Source organism: Salibacterium halotolerans, from assembly GCF_900115625.1.
GTDB lineage: Bacteria > Bacillota > Bacilli > Bacillales > Marinococcaceae > Salibacterium > Salibacterium halotolerans.
In genome coordinates this window covers 54,348-78,851 of the sequence record NZ_FOXD01000010.1, presented here as the reverse complement: position 1 = coordinate 78,851, position 24,504 = coordinate 54,348, and the positions used below count along the sequence as shown (strand labels likewise).

The following is a 24,504-nucleotide window of genomic DNA, read 5'->3' as shown; positions in this document are numbered from 1 at the left end:
TTACATTAACCCTTGCATATCCACCGGCATGCGGGCTTCAATGGTCTGCCATTTTTCTGTAACGGGGTGAATAAAACAAAGGCGGAAGGCGTGCAGCGCATGACGCCCGGGATAAACCCCTGCTGCTCCGTACAGGTCATCCCCAAGAATAGGATGGCCTGCGTACGCGCTGTGCACCCGGATTTGATGGGTCCGGCCGGAGTGAAGCGTGAAACGAACCAGGGACCGTTCATTGCTTCTTTTAACGACCTGAAAACCGGTTTTTGCTCGTTTTCCATGTGTTGTCACATGGTGTTTTACGATGCTTTCAGGCTTCCGTTCGATTGGTGCATGAATGATGCCCTCCGACGGATACCAGTTTCCACGTGTTATTCCGATATATTGTTTCAGTCCACTGTACGTATCAAAAAAGGACGCCAACCGCTGGTGGGCATAACGGTGTTTAGCGATAGTAACGATACCGCTTGTCTCCCGGTCCAGTCTGGAAACAGCGTGAAACGAAGCCCGGATCCCAGACTGCTCGTAATAATAACGCACCGCCCCAGCAAGCGTTTCTGTTTCCCTGCCCCTCCCCGGCAGCGTAGGCAGATGAGGAGGTTTATTTACCACCAGCAGATGGCGGTCTTCAAACAGAATATCAAGCGGCAGGCAAAAGACGGGAATCCCCTCCGGAAACGGCATCTCCGGAAGATACACACAGAGTACATCGTTGTATCTGACACCATCGTTCCCGGAAGCGGGCTTGTTGTTTACCGTAATCTCCCCGTCTTTTTTCACTACTTTCCACGTACTGCCGGACATTTTTTTGTGCTGCCTCAGATAGGTTTTCACGGATTTTCCTTCCGCTTCCCGTGGAATCACCCATTCCAGCTCATGGAAGCCGTTCATCCTCTTATTCCCCTTCTCCAATAAACGACTCCTTCACCCGCTTCCAGAACGGAAACGGCCGAAACCTTGCAAATCTCACATTTTCTTCAGCCACCCGGCATTGTATCGATTTGATGGAACGGTCGACCATCGACATATGATCCACGGTAATCTGCATCTCTACATCATTCAATGGGTTCAATAGACAGGTGTGGTGCTGCGGGAGAATCAACGGTGAACCGATGGTCCGGTATACCCGGTTGTTGATGGACGCCATTTCCGTCAGCTGCATGGAAGGCAGCGAAGGATGAAGAATGCCGCCTCCCAGTGCTTTATTGTAAGCAGTACTTCCAGACGGTGTGGAAATACAGAGGCCATCCCCCCTGAACGTTTCAAACGGTTCGCCTTTTATGTCAATATCACAGACAAGTGACCCTTCGAGTGTCTTTACGGTGCACTCATTTAACGCCAGATATCGGTCCGTATCATCGGAGTCATAATGGCGGACCACCACCTCAAGCAGTGGATACTCGACAACCTGAAACGGTGTTTTGGCAATATGGATAACCAGCTTTTCGACTTCCTCCGGCTGCCAGTCGGCGTAGAAACCGAGGTGACCAGTGTGAATACCGACAAAACAGGTATCATCCAGCCGTCCGTGGTAGCTGTGAAAAGCTTCCAGAAGCGTGCCGTCCCCACCGACACTGATTACTATATCCGGCTGATCGGCATCTTCTGTCAGTCCATGTTCCTCCAGGCTCGATGTAATGTCCTTTTTCAACGCATCCGAGACGTCATCTCCCCGGGATGTCACCGTGAAATGCATGATACTGCCTCCCTGTGTGTTTCGTTAATTCGAAGAATTTTCCCGGTTCTTTGTAATAATCTGCTGGGCTTCCCGGACTTCCCCTTTGATTTTCGACATTTCTTCATCCAGTTGAAACGCCGCTTCGGCTGCCCGCTGCAGACGCTCTTTTATTTCATCCGGTATTTCTCCGCTGTATTTATAATTCAGGGAATGTTCAATTGTCGCCCAGAAATTCATGGCCATCGTCCGTACCTGCAGTTCCACCAGTACACTTTTTTCACCGTCTATCGTGTGGACGGAGTATTCAATGACCATATGATAAGACCGGTACCCGCTCTCTTTTTTCCGCTTAATGTAATCTCTTTCTTCCACTACGTTAAAATCGGATCTGGAACGTATCAGCTCGACAATCGTATCAATATCATTCACAAACTGGCATACGAGCCGTACTCCTGCGATATCCTGCATTTCCCTGCCGATCCGGTCGAGCGGGATATTTTTGCGCTGTGCCTTTTCCAGGATACTCGTCACCGGCTTGACCCGGCCGGTAACAAATTCAATCGGGGTATGTTTGGAAGACAGCTGGTACTGCTCCCGCAGCCCTTTTAATTTCACTTTCAATTCCTCTACCGCCTGTACATAAGGCGTTAAAAACGTGTCCCAGTTACTGATAACAAGCACCACCTTGTTTTCTGCATCATTCTATTGGAGCTCGAATGCTTCCTCCACTGCCTCCACCATCGTGTTTCCGTAATTTCCGTTTCCCGGCACGTTCTCAAGAATAAACGCCAGTTCTCCCGGAAAAAGCGGCAGTTCAAGAAGTTCGGGGCCTTTCACCCAGGCTTTTACATTGTCTTCATATGCTTTTTTTAACGAAGGCCACACCTGTTTTGGCAAACGCAGCTGCACAAAAGAATCCGGCCCCTCGAGCGTATATACAAATGCAAGAGCATCCGAGTCAGCCAGCATACGCCCGCCGTCTTCCAGTTTCACCCATTCTTCATGCGGCCAGTCTTCTATTGGAATAAGATAAACAGCGTCTTCTGTGTATTCTGTTTCCGTTACGGTTAGTACATGTTCCATCCAGCATCCACCTCACTTCATCTCTCTGATCCTTATTTTATCACAACTGCTCCATATATTAGAAAAGCTCATATACCATTATGCTGTGATACCATGCGCTACAATGTCCAAACGATATGATACCATATGGAGAGTATGTACGTCTTTAACAACTACTGAAACGTAAAAGAAGGGATGGAACTCGTATGAGCCGCGAAACGGAAATTGAAAAGAAAAATCTAATAACAAAAAAAGAATTCGAGCAATTATGCCGCAGATTTGACATTCAAGAGGACCAATTCACCCGGCAGGCCAACACGTATTTTGATACAGACGACGGCGCCGTCAGAAAGGAAGGTGCCGCCCTTCGTATAAGGGAAAAGAACAACGACATGGTTCTTACCCTGAAACAGCCGGCACCAGAAGGACTGCTTGAAACTAACCAGCCTCTTTCCCCGCAGGAAGCAGAGGACGTAATAACAGGCCGTTCGTTTCCGGAGGGTGAAGTAAAAAACGCCCTGACCGAATCGCTGCACATTCATCCGGAAAACCTCGGCCGGCTTGGAACACTGGAAACCCTTCGGACACAGTTTCCTTATAAGACAGGCATTTTGTTTCTTGATCACAGTACTTATCTCGATACGGAGGATTTTGAGATCGAAATCGAAGGCTCTTCTGAAAAGGAAGTAGAAGCCTGGCTCGATGAACTGCTGCAGGAACAGAATATCCCCGCACGCAGCACCCCGAATAAAATTAAACGCTTTTTTCTACGGAAACAGGAGATAAACGCTTCTGATGAACACAGAAGCTGATTGTAATTTCAGGAACGTTCTGCTATATTTCGTGTAACACTCCCTACCAGTGAGGTGACCATGATTGAGGTTTGACATCCTTCTCCAAACACTCGGACAGATGAACACCCTTTCCAGCGGCAGAAATCAGACTTCCTCATCCGTATCTCCCATTTTCTCTGCATTCCAGTCGTATCTGGAACAGGAATTAACGCAATCCACTTCCGCTTCGCTGCGGGTACATCATTCTGCATCAAACAGCAGCAGCCTTTTTCTGAATCCACAGGCCGAAAGCAGGTATGCAGCTGCTTCCGCTGTTTCTCTGCAGCATACCGGTAACGCCGCGGATGATACAGGTTCTGTTTCAAACGACTACAGCAGTTTGATTGAGCAAAGCGCCGAAAAATATAACGTCGACCCGGATTTAATACGGGCTGTCATACATCAGGAATCCGGCTTCAATCCGGATGCACGCAGTCACGCAGGAGCCATGGGACTGATGCAGCTCATGCCGGGAACCGCCAATTATCTAAACGTAACGGATCCCTACAGCCCGGCAGATAATATTGAAGGCGGAACGAAATACCTGAAACAAATGCTGGACAAATACGACGGAAACAAGTCTCTGGCACTGGCCGCCTATAATGCAGGGCCGGGGAATGTCGATCAGTATAACGGCATACCACCGTTTTCTGAAACCCAGTCCTACGTCCCCTCTGTACTAAGTCAATACAATAATATGGCATAACAAGAAGCGGATCCGGCTGGATTCGTTTCTTTTTTTGGATGCAGGATGCAGTCATATTATTTGCTGTCATGTAACAGCATTGCTACAATGTACATTAAGAAAATGGGGGAGCAAAAACAATCTGTTTCCCGTAAAACCGGTACATTTCTATAATCAAATTTACTGACACCGGTTGGATTACAGATAAAGCGTATTCCTTGCATTTCTGCCTGACAATCGTTATCTTAAACAAAGTATTAAATGAATTCCATCTTTCGGAAGTGAATGTGTAACAGATGTCTGCATCGGAATGAAACCACCCTGATCAACCTTGAGGTGAACAATGAAACAACAGGGAAGTCTTTATGAAGCCATTGGCGGGAGATATGTTTTGGACCGTCTGGTTGATGCTTTTTACAGCAATGTTTCAAATCATCCGGACCTCATCCCGATTTTTCCGGAAGATTTAACAGAAACAGCCCGGAAACAAAAGCAGTTTCTAACCCAGTTTCTGGGAGGGCCGAAACATTACACAGAAGAGCATGGTCACCCTATGCTCCGGGCCAGACACCTCCCATTTACTATTACCAAAACAAGAGCTATGGCATGGCTGTCCTGCATGGAAGATGCCATGGATGAAATAGAACTTGAAGGGCCTGCCCGTGAAGAAATAATGCAGCGGTTAACGATGACGGCCCGTAACATGATTAATACACCAGAAGATTAACAGAGAAAGGAGTCCGGACCAGTGAAACAAAAAGATAATCAGCTTGACTGCGATGAACAGCTGGGAATCTGCGGTCTTTCTCCTGAAGAAAGCGTTGCACTCGAATCAAAAGCCTCCAAAAAGCTTGAACTTTATGTATTCGTCGATCCTCTCTGCCCCGAGTGCTGGGCGTTTGAGCCGACACTAAAAAAGCTGATACATGAATACAGCCACTATTTTTCCGTGCGCTTTTTTGTAGCTGCGCAGTTGGACAGCTGGAATGTGTCGGACAAAAAAGGTTCAGAATCCTACAAAACAATGGCGGAGCGGTATGAACAGACGGCTGCCAATACCGGCATGCCATGTGATGGTGATGTCTGGCTCGAGAATCCGGTTGATTCCCCCTACGCTCCCTCTATTGCAATCAAGGCAGCTGAAATGCAGGGACGACAGCTGGGAACGGTATTTTTCAGAAGGCTTCGTGAAATGCTGTTTCTGGAGAAAAGAAATATCGCCGATGAATCCGTATTAAGCGAGTGCGCAGATCTTGTAGGACTGGATGTGGAAGAGTTTAAAAAAGACATTCATTCCAACTGCGCGGTCAACGCTCTACAGTGTGATGTAAAGACCACAAAAGAGATGGAAGTCGACAAGACACCAACATTCCTGTTCTTTAACGACTGCGTAGAAGACGGCGGACTGAAAGTGTCCGGATTGTATTCCTTCGATGTGTATGTGGAAATTATGAAAGAAATGCTTGGTGAAGCACCGGTTCCAAAAGAAAGGATCAGTCTGGAAGCGTTTATGAACAAACATGAACTTGCTGCTACAAAAGAAGTGGCTGTTGTATACGACTGGAGTGAACGCACAGCAAAAGCGAAGCTGAATGAGCTTGCTCTCCAGCAGAAAATTGAACAGATACCGGTGAAACACGGAACATTTTGGCGTGTCGTCCGCTCTTCCTGATTCCTGATCATATTATTTTTCTCTTCCTCATACCGTAATAGTAATGAACAGGGAGAAAGGAGATTCCGGAGTTGAAAAAAGCAGTCATCGGTCTTATCAGTATTCTCACCAGCTTTTGTCTCTTTACTCTCGGCTTAATGGATTTATTTCCGCTGCTGCTTGGGATCATACTGTTATATCTTTCGATTTTTTTCTCCGTTTTCCTCTTTAATGAACGCCGCCGTTTTAAAGGTATGCGCATGAAGTGAAAGGTTCAGCGGTTTTATACAAAAAGAGGGGCTGCCCGTGATTTCGGGTCTGCCCCTCTTTTTGTATATTATACTTCTTCGAGCAGTCTCTCCATTTCCGACAAGGTATCTTCAAATAACTTCATCGCTTCTTCCACCGGAGCGGCAGATGTCATATCCACGCCTGCTTTTTTCAGGAGGTTGATGGGATAATCAGAACTTCCGGATTGGAGAAAAGCCAGATACCGGTCTACGGCAGGCTGTCCTTCTTGAAGCAGCTGTCTGGAAAGGGCTGCAGCTGCACTGTATCCTGTTGCATACTGGTACACGTAAAAGTTCATGTAAAAATGAGGGATACGTGCCCATTCCAATGCAATATCGTCATCGACGGTCATGTCCTCCCCGAAATACTTCTCATTCAGGGCGTAATATTCCTTTTCCAGAAGATCCGGTGTCAGAGGTTCACCGGCAGCAGCTTTCTCGTGAATCAGTTGTTCAAATTCCGCAAACATCGTCTGACGGAATACGGTGCCCCGGAATCCTTCCAGAAAGTGATTCAGTAAATACAACCGCTCTTTTTTATTTTCCGTGGTTTTCAGCAGATAGTCGTTTAACAGTGACTCATTCACGGTGGAAGCTACTTCTGCCACAAAAATAGTGTAATCGGCGTAGCGTACCGGTTGCTCTCTGTGACTGAAATAACTGTGCATCGAGTGACCAAGTTCATGGGCAAGCGTGAACATATTATTCACGTCATCCTGCCAGTTCATCAAAATGTAGGGTTTTGTGCCATACGCACCAGAGGAATAAGCTCCACTGCGCTTCCCTTCATTTTCATACACGTCAATCCAGCGGCTTTGAAAACCTTCCGCCACTTTGTTGACATATTCTTCACCCAGCGGCTCCACCGCTTTCAAGACCTTCTGCTGTGCGTCTTCATACGTGACGTTCATGTCCACGTCTTTGACAAGCGGTGTATACAGATCGTAATTGTGAATCTCATCGAGTTCGAGAACCCGTTTACGAAGCCGCACATAACGGTGCAGCAGGTGAAGATGGTTATTCACCGTATCCACCAGCTGGTCATACACAATTTCCGGAATATGATTGGAACTCAACGCCGCCTGCCTGGCCGAATCATAGCTGCGCACCCCGGCTGTGAACAAATGTTTTTTTACTTCACCGCTGAGCGTGCTGGCGAATGTGTTTCTGTACTTGGCATACGTATCATAAACGGCTTTAAACGCATCTCTGCGCACGCGGCGGTCGTCACTTTCCAGAAAGCGCAGAATTCGTCCATGCGTCACCTGCGCTTCTTCCCCCTGCTCATCTTTTACAGAAGGAAATGTCAGATCCGCATTATTCAGCATGCCGAACGTATTTCCAGGGGAAGCTGTGACTTCCGACACCTGAGCCATCATCGATTCCTGAGATTCATCGAGAACATGCGGTCTCTCTTCATTAATTTCTTCCAGAGCCTGTTTGTAAAAAGCGAGTCCTTCATGTTCCTGAATAAACGAGTGAAGCGTTTCTTCCGGAATGGACAGAATTTCCGGTGTGACAAAAGCAAGCGCCTGGCCGAGTTTGGCTGCAAGGCTTGAAGCTCTGTCCTCCAGCCCTTGATAATAAGAGTTTCCGGTGTCCTGGTCCGCTCTCATGTGGGCGTAGGAAAGCAGCCTGCCGAATCTGGCACCAAGTTCATCTTCTGTCTTAAGGCATTGGTACAAATTATCTGCTGATTTCCCCAGGGTTCCTTTGAACGATTCCATTGTTGGAATGTATGTTTTTACAGCCTCGAATTCCTGTTCCCACTCTTCGTCGGAAGCAAAAATATCTTCAAGGTCCCAGGTCCATTCTTTCGGTATTTCTTCTCGTTTGGGTAAAGCTTTTGTTTCCTGTGTACTCATATCAACACCTCCATCTTTCTCTTTCTATTTTACCGGACAGTTGGATAAATGACCAATGTTTACCTTTCACTTCAAAGACGTGGTAAAAAGGCGGGCAAAATAATATTGGTCCATTTTGTATCCTTCGTCAATGGAACCGGGGAGATACACGTCTCTTTCTTTTTTCCATCCATCTCCGCTCTTTTGGATTATACCTGTTTTTTCCAGAAGTACGAAATACTGTTCCAGAGCATGTTCTATCGAATTCGGCACAAGGGGAAAAGGTTTCAGCCGGAGAATATCTTCTGCCGCAGGGCGAAACGTTTCAACGGCAGTCTGCAGGGAGAAAGAGGTGTTCACGGGAAGAGGATCCAGAAAGGAGAGCAGCACCATGCTCTGCCAGTGATGAGGGAGCGTATTGAAACAGGTCATACCATCGACGGGCCAGCCTGCTTCAGATGGAAAATAAGGTATATCCGACCGCCTTTGGGCAAACAGAACACGTACGTAACGGGTGTCGGAGTGAAGCTGCCACCGGCTGCGGGAATACCTCCACTGCTTCTTGGTGCGAAGCCACATCCGCATCCATGTCTTTTCTCCAGGGATGACAGGCGGAAGATGAACCAGACCGGCTGGCGACATCTCCGAAAGTTCAACGGTATATAAATCTCCAAAAGTAACTTGGGAAGACAAGGAAGCACGGGGATAAAGAAAGTAGAACCGGTGTTTCTCCGGGGAAAAATAGGTGATGGCCGTCCCGCATCCAGAGCTGTCTGCACGGAGCCCTGTCCATTCGAAGGTATGAATGGAATATGTTTGAACAGAAGTACTGCGGAGAAGGCCGGAAGAATAAATCCAAATCGGTGTAATACCACAGGACAGATAATCATGGGTGCGCTGCAGGGCTTCTTCAGGCGTAATGGATGAACACTGGTATTCCAATGCGTAGGTTTCCCTCCGCCACGTGAACAATACATCAGCCCGGCGCCCAAGACTGGGAAGAAACACTTCAAGACGCGGCACAGCCCCAAGATTTTCGAGCCAATCGAGCAGCACCGCTTTTCCTTCAAGATGTTCCTCCGATTCCGGAGCACCCCGGCATAAAGAAGAATGACGATGAGCGAAATGCCAACGCCGTATTTTTCCTTTTTTAAGTACCACTTCTTCCCCGCAGGTGGAACAGTAATAAGGAGGCGGAGCAATAACACCTGAATCGTGAAAAGGATACAGCGTCAGGTGCGTACCATGTTTCGTTTTCGCACTAAACATAAATTTCTCCTTTCTGTGCTCATATATTTTCGACAACTGTCCTCTTTATTCCTGCTACCTGTGGATACTCTAGCTTACTGTTTTTTATGCAGCTTAAAGAGTTGACAATCTGATCACAATTGTATATATTGTATATATACAATATATTTAAAGATGATAAAGGGAAGGGTAAAGAAGTTATTGTGAATATACTCATTTCAAATTCGTCGAAAGAGCCTGTTTATGAGCAGGTGAAAAACCAGATTAAGCAGAGTATTTTGAAAGGAGAACTAAAAAAAGACGACCCCCTCCCTTCGATGAGGAGACTGGCTAAAGAATTACACATAAGTGTCATTACTACAAAACGTGCTTATGAAGAGTTGGAGAGGGAGGGATTTATCACATCCTTTGTGGGTAAAGGTTCCTTTGTTGCCGCTCAAAACATCGGCCCCATACAGGAAAAACGCAGAAGTGTGATAGAGCGCCGTCTTTCTGATATTGCAGAAGAAAGTAAAAACCTGGGGATCAGTCTCGAAGAATTGAAAAAAATGCTCGATATGCTGTACGAGGAGGATGAAAAGTAATGGAAAATGCGGTGACATTGAACAATGTAAAAAAATCATTTAAAGACTTCCAGTTGGACAATATTTCGTTTTCGGTGAAGAAAGGATTTATCACAGGTTTCATCGGCCCAAACGGTTCAGGCAAAACGACAACCATTAAGTTAATGATGAATCTCATCAGCCAGGATTCCGGATCCTTAACGATGTTCGGCCGGGACCATGCAGAACACGCGAAACACTTGAAACAGCGGATCGGATTTGTGTATGCAGAAAATCACTTTTACGAGCATTTGACTGTCCGGCAGATGAAAAGAGTTATCGCTTCCTTCTACAGGGAGTGGGATGAAGAACTATTCGTGAAGTATATGGATTATTTCGCTCTGCCGTGGAAGAAAAAAATTAAGCATTTATCTACGGGGATGAAAATGAAGTTTTCCTTAGCCTGTGCCTTATCCCATCATCCAGATTTAATTATTATGGATGAACCTACATCGGGCTTGGACCCTGTTTTCCGCAGAGAGCTTCTTACTATATTAACCGAAGTGATTCAAGACGAAAACAAGACCATCTTTTTTTCTACACATATCACCTCAGATCTGGAACAGATTGCTGATTATATTACTTTTATCCATAATGGTAAGATTATCTTAAATGACACGAAGGAAGCGCTTAATGATCAGTATCATATCGTGAGAGGAGCGAACGAACGAATGGATGAAGACGCCCGTCACATGTTTATTTATGCACGGGAAACCTCTGTAGGGTTTGAGGGTTTGACCAATCAACCGGAAAAAATACGGAGAAAAATGGGGCAGCACACTGTTTTGGAACCCGCATCACTGGAAGATATCATGGTATATACCACAAGGAGCGAGCGGTATGCTTAATTTACTTTTTAAAGAGTGGGTCATTAATAAGTCAACAGTAACAATGAGTACCGGATCGATGATTGCAGCCATAATTTTTACATCCGACGGACAGGAACAGGCTCCTATTTTTCTGGCTGTTCTATTTGGAGGTTTGTTTCCGTTCGTGACCGGAATGAACGAAAATACAAACAGAAGTGACATCTTAATCAATAGTCTGCCTGTGGGGCGGAAAGAAATTGTAGCATCAAAGTATATTTTCTCTCTGCTTTTCGGCATATTTTTAATATTCGTTCTGACTGTCATCAACATGCTGGTACCCTCTTTTGGAGAATACAGTTTAATGACGGCAATACTCAGCGTGACGATTATCGGTTTATTTTCAGGGATATACTATCCTCTTTTTTATCTGCTTGGCAAACGGTTTGTTACGTATGGCTTAACCGCTTTTTTCATCGGTATATTCGCTCTCGTGCCTATCATCATCAATGCAGGGGCCGACAGTGAGTATTGGGGACTGGAAAACATGTACCAGCAGTTTTCCTCCTCTTTATTATCGTTGATCTTCTCAGGGGCAACCATTGTTTTTCTTATACTATCATGGTTTATTTCAGGTGAAATCTATAAGAGAAAACAGCTGTAACGAAAAACGAGTACCCCGATATAAAAACATGCCGACAAAGCGGCCTGTATACAAAACAAAAGATCCGGACGATTTCCCAAGAAATCGTCCGGATCTTTTGTTTTAGGTTAAAGATATCTCTTCAGTGTTTCGTTTGGATCAATGATGATTTGCCATACATCCGTGGTGGAGATTACGAAAAAGTTTGACGCAGGGTTTCGAGACCCTGGGATGCTGCGACCGTTTTGCCGTATTCACGGATACGGAAAATGGATACATCCGATTCTTCGCCGTATTCCAGAACATGACTGACCATATCGTCCTGTTCATCTTCTGAATACTGATTATCGAACATCAGGTATAGATAATAGGTTCCTTCAAAATGATAAATTTCATTCTGTACTCCCACCGGCGCAAAGGCCTGACTCAAGGCGAGAAGGTCTTCCAGGTCATCAAAGGAGATAACAATTTCGAGGTAATCGGAATCCCCGTGAGCCTGTCTTGACTTTTGAGAAGAACGGAACTGTTCATCAAGCATATCAACAATATTATCATCAACCGGCATATCTTCCCCTTTGCTCTGGGATACCGGTATTTCCAGTTTTACGTTTCCATCGGTTATCTGACCGCGTGTAACTACAATTTCCATTCCGTTATCCAGTGCCTGCACCTGAATCCACAGAGGACCTTCAATCTCAAAATTCTCACGGTCATGCGCTTCATTAATCATTTCAAAAAATAATTCTTCCCCGCGTTCCCGGTTGTACCAGATTTCATCCCGGTCAAATCCACGATCTTCAATGTCCTTATAGGAAATGTAACATTTGACCGTAGACTCATTAATTCTTTCGATTTCCACGATTTTCTCCCTCCTTAGAAGGTAAGGTGACTTCCGCTTCCATGTTTTCTCTATATTACCATCATACCCTTTGACGGGCACCTGCAACCTTCCTCCTCAATTTTCTGTTATTTTATACGAGGAAAATGCGGTTGTTAAGGACCAATGCTCATCCCGTCGATATTTTTGAGGGAGCGGAGCGTATGAAAAGAGAAAACGCGGTCTTTCCTGCTATTAAATGTATATTGTCAAGGAAAGATTCTGCATTGTCAATAGTTAAATTTTCATTTACCCTTACCGTATTCAAAATAAATGTTCATTATCCTTCTAACACAAAAAGAAAAGATTTTGCTACCATAAGGATAACAAAGGTGCTCCCGACATGAAAACAAAAAAACTTCTACCGTATAAAAAAGTAGAAGTTTTCCTGTGCCGCTTTATTTAATTGACCATATCCCGTGCTTCCATCAAGTTGAAAGTACGGACTTTACGGGGCAGAAATCTGCGGATTTCCGCTTCATTATATCCGACCTGAAGACGTTTCTCGTCGAAAATAATAGGGCGCCGCAACAGTCCCGGATACTCGCTGATCAGTTCAAATAAACGCTGCAGAGAAAGGCTTTCCAATTCTACATTAAGTTCCTGGAACACTTTGGATCGTTTTGAAACAATTTCATCTGTTCCATCTTCTGTGAGCCGGACGATTTCTTTTACTTCATCCACAGTCAGCGGAGATGCAAAAATGTTCCGCTCTTCAAACGGGATATTATATTCTTCGAGCCAAGCTTTTGCCTTCCGGCAGGAAGTGCAGCTTGGAGATGTTAACAATGTAACCATCTGGTCATCTCTCCCTTCTTTATCCGCCAGATAAGTTCATAAAGGAGTTCTATACTTCTTCATTTACCATACTACATTCACACAATGACATTATACAATAATTATTCTAATTTGAAAAGTGTTTTCAATGAATGATGATGTATGCATTTGTACGTTACATTTGTCATTTCGGTTTCTGTAAGTATTTTGTATTTGTCATTGATTTGTTGTGATTGATAATAGTGATGGTATTAGTGGTATTCCACTTTTTATAGTGCCTCAAACAAAACGACGGGGGAAATTTGTGAAAAATATGTGACGACGTTTTCTGTTTTCATGAACCCGGCTAAAAAAGAGGTGTATCAAAAATCTGCGAGTACTTGGCCGGCATATCGGACATGCGCGGCATCTGGAACTGGACTGCGGTTGTTCCAGGCCGCGGCAGTTCCGGAGACACTAAACCCCCGGACACCATACTTAATGCACATGGAGGAAGTGTTGGTGGACACTGGCACTTCCTCTCCGGCGCATAGTGTCCATTGATTTCAGCCGGCGGACACTACTTCCTGATTTTCAGCGGCGTAGTGTCCATCAAACGATGACCAATGGACACTATGGTCTCATTTTTCAATGGTTGTGTCTACGGCTGGATGAACGACCTCTGAAAGCATCTCACTAAAAGACCCGGCATGCGCTGCAGACGGACATTCTTTTTCCAAAACAAAACGACAGTATCAAAAAACGCCGCATTCCGAACCTGCCTTGTTTTTAATGCAGAAGAAGAGGCTGGGACAATAATGAAAAACTCCCGAACATTTGGTGCAGATCGTTCGGGAGTTTTGTGTTTCACCATTAATTGCTGCGTCATTTTCTTTTGTTCCAATCCTTTTTTATTGTACGTGCACGTTCAGGCGGTGGCTTTCATGCTGCCGGGCGTGGTCGGTTTCTGACCTCCGGGTGCTTTTTTCCAGTCTTTCAGGTTACCAGGCAGAAGATCTTTTAACACCCGGCGTTTTTTCCGGCGTTTTTGTTTGTTCTTGTTTCTCATTTTATCTCCCCCCTCTTTTTTGATTATGTCCTCTCACCTCTTTTGTTTCATCATAAGTCAGTACTTTTTCCGCAGGCTCATAAGATTTTCCGTACAGTTCTTTATCCTTATACGTATGAATATTTTTATACGTTTGTTTCAACTTTTCATAAATATTTGCTTCTGATTCGTTTTCAGGGGACCAGAACATGATTTCAAGTGGGTTCACCTTATCAGTGGCAAGAGATCTTCTGTTGTAGCCGATGGACGCTGCCTGTCTAAAGCCGGCTTTTTCATAGAACCGGAATCGTTTTCTGGAATCGGAGTCTTCATAGTCAAGCGGCTCCACCTCGAGAATGACCGGTTTGTTTCTTTGTTTCAACTTCTCGATCAACTTCATTCCCAGCCCTTTTCCTCTCGCACTGCCGGCAACAAAAAGATAATCAATGAAGATGAAGCCCTCCATTTCAACATACATCATAACATGGTCCGGACCTTCTTCTTTATGATAAATGTCGCCCTGTTCCTGAAGGAGAAGTTCCATGTGCTCCTTGGATTTCATTTCTTCCACGGGAAAGTATTGATTTAATTTTTCATACCAGTTCATGGTCTCCACGAAAATCCCCTTTTCTCTCTTTACTTTATTATATACCCAAACGACTGGTTCTGCCCACCTCTTTCAGCGAGGATCTGCTTCATGAAGAATACACTATAAAAAAAGGGACAGTCCATAGCCTGGACATCCCTTATTTTATCCATTACGGCGTGTAATTTACGCCTTCCGTATAATTATTTGTGGCATTCCAAAGCAGAAATTCATGTATTCCCTGCTCATTCAACGCTCGGATCTGCGCTTGAACTTCTTCCACTCCGTATTCCTGATAATTGCCGGATCCCAGCCAGCTTGCGGTGAAATCCTGAATCCAGGGACGGGACTGCGGAGGCTGCTCCAGTTTTCCCAGTACTTCGTTTTCCACTTGTGCATACTCTTTCGTCAGTTCATAAGGATGCAGATCCGGTTTATCAATACCGAAATAGGGAGTCCAGTGGCTTGGGTATATCATAGATGAGATGACGTCCACATTCCGTGCAATTTTAGAAAAGTTCTGCCCGATGCCCGGAGCCTGCTTCAATGTAGCGGAATAACCGAAGATATCAACAGACACATCGACATCGAATGTTTTGTTCAGTTCTTCACGGGCATACTCCACGAAATCAGTAACGGCTGTTACCCGCTGTTCCACATTACTTCCTTCCTGTCCATAGTCTCCACGCGAATAGTTAAGCTCTTCATCCCGGTGTTCAAATCCTTCCGGAAACCGGACATAATCAAACTGTATTTCCTGAAAACCCATTTTGGCAGCTTTTTTGGCAATTTCAAGGTTATAGTTCCAAACCTCTTTTTCATACGGGTTCACAAATGCTTCATCGCTCCCATTTTTCCATATCTCACCGTTTTTCGTGTAAGATAGGTCCGGCCTCTTTTCTGCGAGGACCGTATCTTTGAACACAACAATCCTTGCTATAGGATAGATGTCATTCTCTTCCAGCTTTTTCATCATCTCTTTTGGATCACTGATCATATTTTTTCCGATATCAGGGAGGCTGCTGTCCTCAGCAGGCTTGAATGTCAAATTACCCCGGTCATCTTTAATATCGATAACCATGGCATTCAGACCGGTGGAATTCGTAAGTTCAAGCAGTTCATTAAATCGATCTCCTCCCGCGGAATGACCGGTCACATAGGTGCCTTTCACTCCATTTTCCGGATAGGTGAAGTCATAACCGCTGTCATAGGTGAACCGGGACATGTCCTCGTCCATTTCTCTGTTTATTTCATTCGTTTGTTTATGTGTATGATAAGCTATAGAAGAATGCTCTTCCCCGCTTGTATCGTTCGACAACCAGAATATGCCTGCCGCAATAACGGCAGCCCCTGCAGGCACCCAGATTTTTTTCATCGTTCCCCATCTCTCTTTAATCTATTATATTTTTACATCATATATCCTCTTCTCCTGAAATTATACATAGTTTTTCATCTTTCACCAATAGGTCTAAAGAAAAATGTGACAAAGTTTCTCCTCCGACTATCCTCCTTTCCAGTACGCATTTGTTACATTCTATGCTGCTTACTTTGAAATTTTTCTTGAAATGAAATAAAGAAGTCGTTATAATAGTAAAAATATCTTAAATGATGCGCTATGCAGGAGGGATGAAGATGAGAAACGTAACGCTGGAACAGATATATGAGCACCCGATAACCCAGAAGTATGTGAAAAGGGCCGGTCTTGCTCATGCCATCGCAGTGTCTTATCATGCCTTCCGCCTTGCAGTTAAAAATAAAACCAATCCTGATTCGGCTGCTAAAGCTGCATTCCTGCACGATTCCGGACACTACACCTGGTATCGTGACGGACAGTGGGATTTTGACCTTTACAAAAATAACGATATCCACGCTATTAAAGGAGCAGAACGTGCCCATAAACTGTTGATTCGGCTGGGAGAAGATCCTGTCGCTGCCAAGGAGATTTCCGTGGCAGTGCTTTTGCATACAGACTCTTTTCTCCCATGTGATCATAATCAGCTGCAGCTCAGCACCCTTCAGCAGATTGTGGCCAAGGCGGATGAGCTTGATGAAGAACCGGATGGAAAACACCACTACCGCAGTATTTCGGAAACGCGTGCCCGCCGGCAGATTGTCGAACTCGACCGACGTATCGACAAAGCCCTGGAACCTTCCGTACAAAAACAGACAAGTGATATGTAACACTTGAATAACACTTTCCCTCAAAAAAAGATCCCGATGGCGTTATCGGGATCTTTTTTATTCGTTTTATGATGCTGTTCAGCTGCGGACGGCGGCTTGTTTTTCCAGCCATGGACGCACGTTTTCCACCGTCGTGTCCAGGAAGTCGATGGTTCCTTCGTCTGTCAGGTAACCCTGCTCGTCCACTTTTTCGTGAATGGAACTGATTAATACTTCATTACCCGGCAGGATAGGGGATGACAGTCCCGGAGCAAACAGAATATCGCGGAGGTGTGACTGTGCTTTTACCGTTCCAAGCGCTCCCATTGATGCTCCCACAATCCAGGAAGGCTTTCCGATCATTACCTGATTGACACGGGAAAGCCAGTCGATGGCGTTTTTCATGGCAGACGTAATCGTACCGTTATATTCCGGTGTGACCCACAATACAGCATCGGCATCGGCAACATTCTGCTTGAATTCAACAACCTCAGCCGATGGAGTATTTTCTTCATCCTGATTGTAAAACGGCAGCTGGCCGATTTCCAGAATATCGATATCAAATTGACCCGCGTACCGGTCTTTCATAAAATGAGCCAATTTCAAATTAAACGACTCTTTTCTTGTACTTCCAACTATCGCAGCAATTTTCACTGCTATCCCTCCCAAAAGATTCATAAATTAATCTTGCACATACAAAACTTATTGTAACGAATCCTTGGGGGAATGAAAAGAAAAGTGCACGGGCTTTGCGTCACCATCGTGCCGGTGCTCTTTCAGGAATATTTTCCGGTGGTATACTGGTAGAACGCACTCATGTCTTTACCACCGTATCCCTGCTGTTTGGCATCCTCAAACATTTCTTTCACTTTCCGGCCTGCTTCAAGCGGCACTTCTCTTTCGCCCGCCATTTCGCCGGCAAGATTCAGATCTTTCAAAAGCAGCGACAACGCAAATCCCGGTTCTTCTCTATCCGCAGCGATAAAATCAGGATAATGTCTGTCAAAGATCTTGCTCTGTGCAAAGCTGTTGCTGAGAACGTCATACAGCATGTCCTTATCAATGCCGGATTCATCTGCAAGGTGGAGGGCTTCGGCGACCGCAGCGGTGTGCATGCCGACCATGTACTGGTTAATCAGTTTCACTTTCGTACCGCTTCCGGCAGGACCTGTATGTGTAATGGATGCACCGAGCACATCAAAGAGCGGGCGGGCTTTTTCGAACGCATCTTCCTCGCCGCCGCACATAATCGCCAAGGTCCCGGCTTCTGCACCGGCTGTTCCTCCACTTACAGGAGCATCGAGATATTGTACGCCTTTCCCTGCTGCTTTTTCTTTCATGTTTTCATGAAGAGCGGAGGTTACGGTACTGAAATCAATAATTAACGAATCGCTGATTTCCATTTCAAAGAGTTCAGACAATACGTCATGCACGTCCTGTGGTTCGGGCAGGCAGGTCATGATAATATCCGCTTTTTCTGCAATCAAAGACAGTGATTCCGCCCGGCGTCCTCCCAGTTCTTCAAACGTCTCTTCCTTTTCTTTTGAACGGTTGAAGCCGTAGACGAGGTATCCTGCCTGAACAAGATTCCGAGCCATCGGCATCCCCATATTTCCTAGTCCTATAAATCCTATAACAGCCATCTGCTTCCTCCTTTTACGCCCATTCTTCCGAAACCATTTCCCATTCGTGAATGTGGTATTCCCGGGCGCCCTGTTTTACAAACGGATCCTTCTTCACGAGCTCTTCCACCGAATCTTTATCCGGCATCCGGTAGATGACCAGACCGCCTGATCCATCGGTGAACTTACCGTTGGCGGCTACATTTCCTTTTTTTCTCTGTTCCTCGAGAAACTGAAGATGGTCAGGTCTGTAGGTCTGTGATAAATCTTTGTCTTTTAACGGCAGCAGTACAGCAAATAATGTCATACAATCTCTCCCTTTTGAATGTTATTTCTTCCTCCCTATGAACTTTGCTGTATTTTCCCGATTTTCCTGCCCGTTCTTCTTTTTTTATATTGACGCCACCAGGTTCCGATGGTATGTTTATTATGGAACAAAAAGGGGAGTAGCGTCCAATAGGATTAATGAATCGTCAGGACAGTACAAGTAATGTACTCGGTTCATTAAGCTTCACTGCATCTTTATCAACCGGCTGCAGTGAATGTGCGCAAGACCTTTTTATAAAAGGAGCGGAGTATATTTTTTCGTTCTTTTTATAAAGAGGTCTTTTTTATGTTTCTCTACCTTTCTTCCAGAAAAAGGAGTGGAATCTATGGTTTTTTTCTTGTTTGCCGTGGCGGCCGTGATTACGGTCATCTCTGCTGTGAAGTTATCCACCTATGCCGATGTCATCAGCATTAAATCAAAATGGGGCGGCTTGATGGTAGGTACACTGCTTCTTGCCGGAGCCACCTCCCTGCCCGAAGTAACGACCAGCTTGACTGCTGTATTCCTCGATAATCCGGATATTGCCGTTGGAAACGTCCTCGGCAGCAACATGTTCAATTTACTCATCATTGCAGCTTTCGATCTGTATTACCGTAAAGAAAAACTGTTCTCGCGCACAGATGTGTCCCATGCCTACACCGCATCGCTCGGCATTCTTCTTGCCCTGCTGGTGCTCGCTGCGATGTTTATTCAAACCGAGGCATCCATCCTCTGGGTCGGTCTTGATACCCTGGTTATATTTGGTGTCTATATCGCCGGCATAACAATTATCAATAAAAAGACCGGGAATGACAGTTCTCAAGAAGAAGCCGCTCCAACAGCAGAAGACGAGTCTTCTCCTTCCTATGCCATTTCTTTAAAACATGCCGGTATCGGCTTTGTGATTGCAGCTGTCGTTATCTTAGGGGCTGGATCGGTGTTGACCATTGCCGGGGATCAAATTGCCGTACAAACCGGTCTTGGATCGAGTTTTGTGGGAAGCTTCCTTATTGCAGCATCCACATCTCTTCCGGAGGCGGTGGCTGTTCTTGTCGCGCTGCAGCTGCAGAATCACAACCTCGCGCTTGGTTCGATTCTCGGGAGCAACCTCTTCAATGTCATTCTGTTATTTGTCAGTGATGTTGGATTTTTGAACGGACCGATTATCGCTGCTTCAAACACGGTTCATCAGATAACTGCAGGGGCGGTCAGTCTGCTGGCAGCGATCGTTCTCTTTTCGGTGCTCCGCGGAAGGAAAAAAGCCATCCATTTTTATCCATGGCCGTCAGCACTCCTCGTTGTCGTCTATTTCATCACATCGTATTTTATTTTCATTTTTTAAAACGCCGCTTCCCGGAACGAAGGAGATGGTCTCCCCTTCCTTCGTTCCCCGGTTCCGGCTCCTGCCTCCGACAACGCTTTTTCCAGTTGTTCTTTTTCAATCGGCCCATAAAATGTCTTGATGACGGTGCCTCGCTCGTTCAATAAAAAAGAAGCGGGGACGCCTTTTACTCCGAAATTTTCCATCGCCTTTCCTTCCTTGTCCAACAGAACTGGAACCGTAAGGCTGCTTGCAAAAGAACGGACATTGTTCAGATTGAACTCTTGTTCTGTGACATTTATAGCTGCCATGTTCCAGCTGTCCTTATGTTTTTCATGGTATGCCGAAAGCTGCGGCAGCTCACGGCTGCAGATACCGCACCAGCTTGCAAAAAAAGTGACAAGCAGCGGTTTATCCATAAAAGAGGACAGCTCATAGGTTTTTTCATCTATTCCCTGAAGCTTCAGGTCCGCCGGCTCTACGTTCTGTACGGTTACCGGGTAACCTGCAGCCAGCTTTGCCGGATTATAAGACGCCTGATAAAATAAACCGGTTATGCATATGAGACCGCATAAAGTCAGAAACATTAACCTTTTCTGGAAAAATCGCATGAAAGACCCTTCCTTTCATGATATGAAGGTGGTTTAAATGAACATATTACGGGTTCTACTTTACATTCTTACCGGAACGGCAGCTGCTTTTATTCTTCTTTCGAATCGCTTCCCGGCACTGGCTGGACCTCCGCTCGGCCTGATTCTGCTGGCAGCCGTTCCCGTTCTTGCGGTATATATGGGTCTGAAACATCGAAAAAAGTGACGGCGCGCTGCACTGTCTCTGTTATTTGTTTCACACTGCCGGGCTGCTGCAGCCGTTTTTGTCTTCTTTTCATGCGTTCCCGGTTGAACGGTGATTGCAGCAATGTTGATACATGCCCCCATACTGTTTCCGGACGGTCTCCCTGCAGAGCCGCCTGGCAGCGTAAGGCGTGTCGGGCGTTCCTTTCTTCCTGACCTGGAAGGGGAGCTGTTATGACGACAGGAGTTTCGGCAAGAAATGCCTCCGTCAGTGTCATGCCCCCGGCTTTTGTGACGAGAACATCACAGACTTGAAGGTAATTTTTGAATTGCGGCATCCATGGATAAACAAACACGTCATGGCCCTGAACCATTAGCCGGCGCGCCTTTTTCCACTTTCGGCTGCATATCACGATCGTACACAAAGGATGAAGGTACCGGAGGGTACGAAGCATTTTATGATAAGGAAAAGGTCCTTCCCCTCCCCCGCTCAATAAAATAAGCGGCTTTTTAGGGTTCCATCCGTTGGCCAGACAATATTCTTTTTTCGTAAAAGAAGACCGTCTGACATGTGCTGGTATGCCGAAAGGAAAAACCGGCGTTCCCGCCTGCTCTGTTGTCACCTGCGCCGGCAGAAACGTCCCATTCACTTCCGGAAGATCGGCTGCCGGTGCATGCCAGTAATCCGTTGCTGCATGAAACAGCAGAAGATCCGGACACCGCGTTTTCGCGGCAGCGGCCAGCGCCGTCAGAAAAGGGTGGACAGATATGACAGCGTCTGCATCGATTGCCTCCTGTATCATTTCCGGATACCATGCCGCCGGCAGCTTTGCGGTTTGATACGGTACCTTTTGTTCTGAGAGAGATCTCCAGAGAGGAGGACATCCCGTCACGAGCAGCTTGTACACTTTTTTGCTGAGCTGAAAAGTTACACGCGGCCCGGTTTCAAGCGGATGAAATATCTCCGCTGTATGTCCCTGCTTTCTCCACTCTTCCTGCAGCACCCGCGCCGCTTCATTGTGGCCGGATCCGGTGGAGGCTGTCCAAATATGAATGCGCATCAAACCACCCTTTATGGATACTCTTTCATAAGTGTATGCCTGAACGCAGGAAGACATGCACCGCCGCTCTGTCATTGTGGTTTACGGAGGGAACGACTTTCGATATGATAAAGAAGAGATAATGGTGAAAGGCACAGGAAAGGAAGGATTCGATATATATGAGTACAGTGTTTTCCGGTATTCAACCGAGCGGCACATTAACACTCGGCAACTACCTTGGGGCATTGCAGCATTTTGTCGGCATGCAGGAAGAACATGACAGCTTTTTCTGCATTGTGGACCAGCATGCCGTCACCGTCCCGCAGAATAAAACCGAGCTCCGGAAAAATATACGCAGCCTGGCTGCTCTCTATCTGGCATCGGGGATAGATCCTGAAAAATCCACATTATTTATTCAATCGGAAGTGCCGGCTCATGCCCAGCTCGCATGGATCATGCAGTGTACAGCCTACATAGGAGAACTGGAACGCATGACACAATTCAAGGATAAGTCCGCCGGAAAAAGCGGAGTATCCGCTGCCCTTCTTACGTACCCGCCGTTAATGGCCGCTGATATCCTGCTGTATCAGACAGATATTGTACCGGTCGGCGAAGACCAGAAACAGCACCTGGAACTGACGAGAAACCTGGCTGAACGCTTCAATCAGCAATACAACGATATTTTCACCATTCCAGAAGTACAGATTCCAAAAGTGGGAGCAAGAATCATGTCCCTTCAGGACCCGGAGAAAAAAATGAGTAAATCCGATGAGAACCAAAAAGCCTATATTTCCATGCTTGACGATGACAAGACGATCACGAAAAAAATCAAGAGCGCGGTCACGGATTCCGATCAGACGATTCGGTTCGACCGGGAGAATAAACCGGGTGTGGCCAACTTGATGAGTATCATGTCGCTTGCTTCGGGGAAAAACCTCGACACCATTGAAAAAGACTACAGCGGTTCGGGGTACGGGGCTTTTAAAGAAGACACCGCCGAGGCGGTCGTACAGCTGCTCCGCCCGATAAGGGAGCGTCATCATGAATTGATGGAGTCCGACGAACTGGACCGGATTCTGGATGAAGGCGCAGACCGTGCGCAGCGCGCATCTTTCAAAACGCTGAAAAAAGCAGAACGAGCACTCGGCCTCGGCCGGAAACGTTAACAGCAGCGAGAGGATGTGAGAAAAAGCATACTAAAAACGCTTCCGACTATCACCAATGATAGTCGGAAGCGTTTTTCTTGTTCACAAATCCAGCGGCCGCAGGCGAAGGTGGGCGCGGTTTTGACAGAAAAGACACGCCTTTTTTAATACCCTTTCTGTTTTCTCCAAATCTTTCCTATCAGCACACTGAATCCGATTGTTCCAACGGCGAAAAGAATCGTAAATCCCTGCATGACTGCGTATGCCAGTCCATCCATATCATCACCTGCTTTACAAACTTGTTCTGTGTCTTATTATATGGAACAACGGAATAAGTGTAAAGCCTTTTCATTTCACCTCTTCTTCGTGCTGCATGTTCCACAGCTTTTCGAAAAACGGCTGCCCTTTAATCATTTTCCGGCATAACTCATAGTGACCGGGAGACCATCCATCTTTCACCTGATCAAAAAACTGCTGCCACATCGTTTCTTTGTCCATATTCCACTGAATGTCCCCGTAGACGGACGGGTCCCATTCTGTAAACCAATACCGCACTTCTGCGGATTCACCGGATGTATACAATTGGTCCATCGCCATGAAAAGAAGCTGTTTCAGCTGCCGTTCTTTTCTCGTTAAACCGGTCATATAATCCGGGTGCGGCGAAAGGATATGATACTCTTTAGCAGCCAAGGTGTCCTTCATATCAAATGCATCGGATGCGTCATGTTCCATGATTTCTTTGACGGTTCTTTCATGCTTCGGCGCAAGACGGCTTTTTCGAATGGGAGTTTTATACCCCAGCGTATCGACAGCCAGCACCCGCGACCCATCAAACATGACAAAACAGTAATCCAACGTCACCCTTGTCATCTTTTTGCGGAGCGTACTTTTTTGAAAAACGTCATGAAGCAGCCTTTCCGGCAAATCTTCCAGCCGGTTCTCTACATAATCGTACAATCGTTCTGATACCTTTACAATCTCTGCCTGATCAAGCACTTCAATCCGGTCTTCGGCATTCCATTCATGAAAAGGACAGACGTTGTAGCCATTTTCTTCCCCTTCAAACCAGTTAATCCACACATCACGGATTCGGGGCATTCTTACACCCTCCTTGCTATCCATTTGTATCAACAGTATAGTCAGACAAAAATTGTTTTATTCCCGCGGGCAGGTGGAATGTTCTCATGAATTTTCAGGCCAGTATATACTTCCTGTAATCAGGATACACCCTAAAATAAACAAAGCGGATTCCGACCGCTGCAGCAGAAATATCAAAAACTCAACAATCGATAAACCTGCCGGAATATAGTTCAGGAACGCTATGATACTGATTCCCCCTGCTGATGCCAGGCCAAACCCTGCGGCGAGGACGAGCAGTCTGACAACCATGAGCATTCTCTCCTTTTTCGTTCACCTTGCAGGACATACCGGGGATTTATGTTTTATACTGTTATATAAACCGTGCATGGAGTACCATGAGTATTTTATCGCACTGGCATAAATAAGAGA

Annotated in this window: 29 protein-coding genes; 11 read left to right on the top strand and 18 right to left on the bottom strand. The window is 45.9% G+C overall.

The window, feature by feature from the left end:
• Genes BM124_RS09980 through BM124_RS09965 form a run of 4 tightly spaced genes read right to left on the bottom strand, consistent with a single transcriptional unit; the run spans window position 1 to window position 2,758 of the window.
• Window positions 1-888 carry an RluA family pseudouridine synthase gene (locus BM124_RS09980; protein WP_093337243.1) on the bottom strand — a complete coding sequence of 296 codons (888 nt, stop codon included), beginning with the start codon at window positions 886-888 and terminating at the stop codon, window positions 1-3.
• Window positions 889-892: 4 nt separating this feature from the next.
• Entirely contained in the window at window positions 893-1,696 is an 804-nt protein-coding gene (locus BM124_RS09975; RefSeq protein WP_093337242.1) for an NAD kinase, read from the bottom strand.
• A 21-nt stretch (window positions 1,697-1,717) separates the two neighbouring features.
• A complete protein-coding gene (yjbM, locus tag BM124_RS09970; protein ID WP_093337338.1) occupies window positions 1,718-2,347 on the bottom strand; it encodes a GTP diphosphokinase in 630 nt (209 codons plus the stop codon).
• Between the two features lie 30 nt (window positions 2,348-2,377).
• A complete protein-coding gene (locus BM124_RS09965) occupies window positions 2,378-2,758 on the bottom strand; it encodes a UPF0738 family protein (RefSeq protein ID WP_093337240.1) in 381 nt (126 codons plus the stop codon).
• A gap of 185 nt (window positions 2,759-2,943) precedes the next feature.
• Between BM124_RS09965 and BM124_RS09960 the strand changes: the two genes are divergently transcribed.
• From BM124_RS09960 to BM124_RS18950, 5 genes are all read left to right on the top strand, one after another.
• Complete coding sequence (locus tag BM124_RS09960) at window positions 2,944-3,549, top strand: CYTH domain-containing protein (protein ID WP_093337238.1); 606 nt, start codon at window positions 2,944-2,946, stop codon at window positions 3,547-3,549.
• Window positions 3,550-3,649: 100 nt separating this feature from the next.
• Window positions 3,650-4,276, top strand: coding sequence for a lytic transglycosylase domain-containing protein (locus BM124_RS09955; protein ID WP_093337337.1), 627 nt, complete (start codon window positions 3,650-3,652; stop codon window positions 4,274-4,276).
• Between the two features lie 322 nt (window positions 4,277-4,598).
• Window positions 4,599-4,982: a globin domain-containing protein gene (locus BM124_RS09950; protein ID WP_093337237.1), complete on the top strand. Its 384-nt coding sequence runs from the start codon at window positions 4,599-4,601 to the stop codon at window positions 4,980-4,982.
• Window positions 4,983-5,003: 21 nt separating this feature from the next.
• Window positions 5,004-5,927, top strand: coding sequence for a ClpXP adapter SpxH family protein (locus BM124_RS09945; RefSeq protein ID WP_093337235.1), 924 nt, complete (start codon window positions 5,004-5,006; stop codon window positions 5,925-5,927).
• Between the two features lie 71 nt (window positions 5,928-5,998).
• The gene (locus BM124_RS18950; protein WP_170841083.1) at window positions 5,999-6,175 is read left to right on the top strand and encodes a hypothetical protein; all 177 of its coding nucleotides are present in this window, start codon (window positions 5,999-6,001) and stop codon (window positions 6,173-6,175) included.
• Window positions 6,176-6,243: 68 nt separating this feature from the next.
• On the opposite strand, the gene pepF is transcribed toward BM124_RS18950, so the two are convergent.
• Window positions 6,244-8,061: an oligoendopeptidase F gene (gene pepF, locus BM124_RS09940; protein WP_093337234.1), complete on the bottom strand. Its 1,818-nt coding sequence runs from the start codon at window positions 8,059-8,061 to the stop codon at window positions 6,244-6,246.
• A gap of 66 nt (window positions 8,062-8,127) precedes the next feature.
• The gene (locus BM124_RS09935; RefSeq protein ID WP_093337232.1) at window positions 8,128-9,309 is read right to left on the bottom strand and encodes a competence protein CoiA; all 1,182 of its coding nucleotides are present in this window, start codon (window positions 9,307-9,309) and stop codon (window positions 8,128-8,130) included.
• Window positions 9,310-9,491: 182 nt separating this feature from the next.
• On the opposite strand from BM124_RS09935, the gene BM124_RS09930 reads away from it, so the two are divergent.
• The 3 genes from BM124_RS09930 to BM124_RS09920 are packed head-to-tail and all read left to right on the top strand — an operon-like array spanning window position 9,492 to window position 11,360.
• Window positions 9,492-9,872, top strand: a complete 381-nt coding sequence (locus BM124_RS09930; RefSeq protein ID WP_093337335.1) for a GntR family transcriptional regulator — start codon at window positions 9,492-9,494, stop codon at window positions 9,870-9,872.
• Window positions 9,872-10,738, top strand: a complete 867-nt coding sequence (gene pmtA, locus BM124_RS09925; RefSeq protein ID WP_093337231.1) for a phenol-soluble modulin export ABC transporter ATP-binding protein PmtA — start codon at window positions 9,872-9,874, stop codon at window positions 10,736-10,738. Before BM124_RS09930 ends, pmtA begins: the two co-directional genes overlap by 1 nt.
• Window positions 10,731-11,360 carry an ABC-2 transporter permease gene (locus tag BM124_RS09920; protein ID WP_093337229.1) on the top strand — a complete coding sequence of 210 codons (630 nt, stop codon included), beginning with the start codon at window positions 10,731-10,733 and terminating at the stop codon, window positions 11,358-11,360. The genes pmtA and BM124_RS09920 overlap by 8 nt, the downstream gene beginning before the upstream one ends.
• A gap of 172 nt (window positions 11,361-11,532) precedes the next feature.
• Here BM124_RS09920 and mecA read toward each other — a convergent pair whose 3' ends face one another.
• The 5 genes from mecA to BM124_RS09900 form a co-directional block, all read right to left on the bottom strand.
• Window positions 11,533-12,198 (bottom strand): adaptor protein MecA, encoded by a 666-nt coding sequence (mecA, locus tag BM124_RS09915; protein WP_093337227.1) that lies wholly within the window; start codon window positions 12,196-12,198, stop codon window positions 11,533-11,535.
• 420 nt (window positions 12,199-12,618) lie between these two features.
• A complete protein-coding gene (spxA, locus tag BM124_RS09910; protein WP_093337226.1) occupies window positions 12,619-13,014 on the bottom strand; it encodes a transcriptional regulator SpxA in 396 nt (131 codons plus the stop codon).
• Window positions 13,015-13,900: 886 nt separating this feature from the next.
• Entirely contained in the window at window positions 13,901-14,041 is a 141-nt protein-coding gene (locus tag BM124_RS18945; RefSeq protein WP_170841082.1) for a hypothetical protein, read from the bottom strand.
• 1 nt (window position 14,042) lies between these two features.
• Entirely contained in the window at window positions 14,043-14,627 is a 585-nt protein-coding gene (locus BM124_RS09905; protein WP_093337334.1) for a GNAT family N-acetyltransferase, read from the bottom strand.
• 151 nt (window positions 14,628-14,778) lie between these two features.
• On the bottom strand, window positions 14,779-15,981 hold the full coding sequence (locus BM124_RS09900; RefSeq protein WP_093337224.1) for a putative glycoside hydrolase: 1,203 nt from the start codon (window positions 15,979-15,981) through the stop codon (window positions 14,779-14,781).
• 257 nt (window positions 15,982-16,238) lie between these two features.
• On the opposite strand from BM124_RS09900, the gene BM124_RS09895 reads away from it, so the two are divergent.
• The gene (locus BM124_RS09895) at window positions 16,239-16,787 is read left to right on the top strand and encodes an HD domain-containing protein (RefSeq protein ID WP_093337222.1); all 549 of its coding nucleotides are present in this window, start codon (window positions 16,239-16,241) and stop codon (window positions 16,785-16,787) included.
• A gap of 78 nt (window positions 16,788-16,865) precedes the next feature.
• Here the strand turns inward: BM124_RS09895 and BM124_RS09890 are convergent, their stop codons facing one another.
• The 3 genes from BM124_RS09890 to BM124_RS09880 form a co-directional block, all read right to left on the bottom strand.
• Window positions 16,866-17,420: an NADPH-dependent FMN reductase gene (locus BM124_RS09890; protein ID WP_093337221.1), complete on the bottom strand. Its 555-nt coding sequence runs from the start codon at window positions 17,418-17,420 to the stop codon at window positions 16,866-16,868.
• Window positions 17,421-17,542: 122 nt separating this feature from the next.
• On the bottom strand, window positions 17,543-18,409 hold the full coding sequence (locus BM124_RS09885; protein WP_139217112.1) for an NAD(P)-dependent oxidoreductase: 867 nt from the start codon (window positions 18,407-18,409) through the stop codon (window positions 17,543-17,545).
• A gap of 13 nt (window positions 18,410-18,422) precedes the next feature.
• Window positions 18,423-18,695, bottom strand: coding sequence for a YciI family protein (locus BM124_RS09880; RefSeq protein WP_093337219.1), 273 nt, complete (start codon window positions 18,693-18,695; stop codon window positions 18,423-18,425).
• A gap of 346 nt (window positions 18,696-19,041) precedes the next feature.
• Here BM124_RS09880 and BM124_RS09875 point away from each other — a divergent pair, with 346 nt between their 5' ends.
• Window positions 19,042-20,037: a sodium:calcium antiporter gene (locus BM124_RS09875; RefSeq protein ID WP_093337217.1), complete on the top strand. Its 996-nt coding sequence runs from the start codon at window positions 19,042-19,044 to the stop codon at window positions 20,035-20,037.
• Here BM124_RS09875 and BM124_RS09870 read toward each other — a convergent pair.
• A complete protein-coding gene (locus BM124_RS09870) occupies window positions 20,034-20,603 on the bottom strand; it encodes a TlpA family protein disulfide reductase (RefSeq protein ID WP_212634958.1) in 570 nt (189 codons plus the stop codon). The genes BM124_RS09875 and BM124_RS09870 overlap by 4 nt on opposite strands.
• 113 nt (window positions 20,604-20,716) lie before the next feature.
• Window positions 20,717-21,871 (bottom strand): glycosyltransferase family protein, encoded by a 1,155-nt coding sequence (locus BM124_RS09865; protein WP_093337213.1) that lies wholly within the window; start codon window positions 21,869-21,871, stop codon window positions 20,717-20,719.
• Between the two features lie 158 nt (window positions 21,872-22,029).
• Between BM124_RS09865 and trpS the strand changes: the two genes are divergently transcribed.
• Complete coding sequence (gene trpS / locus BM124_RS09860) at window positions 22,030-23,016, top strand: tryptophan--tRNA ligase (RefSeq protein WP_093337211.1); 987 nt, start codon at window positions 22,030-22,032, stop codon at window positions 23,014-23,016.
• A 327-nt stretch (window positions 23,017-23,343) separates the two neighbouring features.
• Here the strand turns inward: trpS and BM124_RS09855 are convergent, their stop codons facing one another.
• The gene (locus tag BM124_RS09855; protein WP_093337209.1) at window positions 23,344-24,093 is read right to left on the bottom strand and encodes a DUF3603 family protein; all 750 of its coding nucleotides are present in this window, start codon (window positions 24,091-24,093) and stop codon (window positions 23,344-23,346) included.
• A gap of 84 nt (window positions 24,094-24,177) precedes the next feature.
• Window positions 24,178-24,384, bottom strand: coding sequence for a YuzI family membrane protein (locus BM124_RS09850; protein WP_093337208.1), 207 nt, complete (start codon window positions 24,382-24,384; stop codon window positions 24,178-24,180).
• Window positions 24,385-24,504 lie beyond the last annotated feature (120 nt).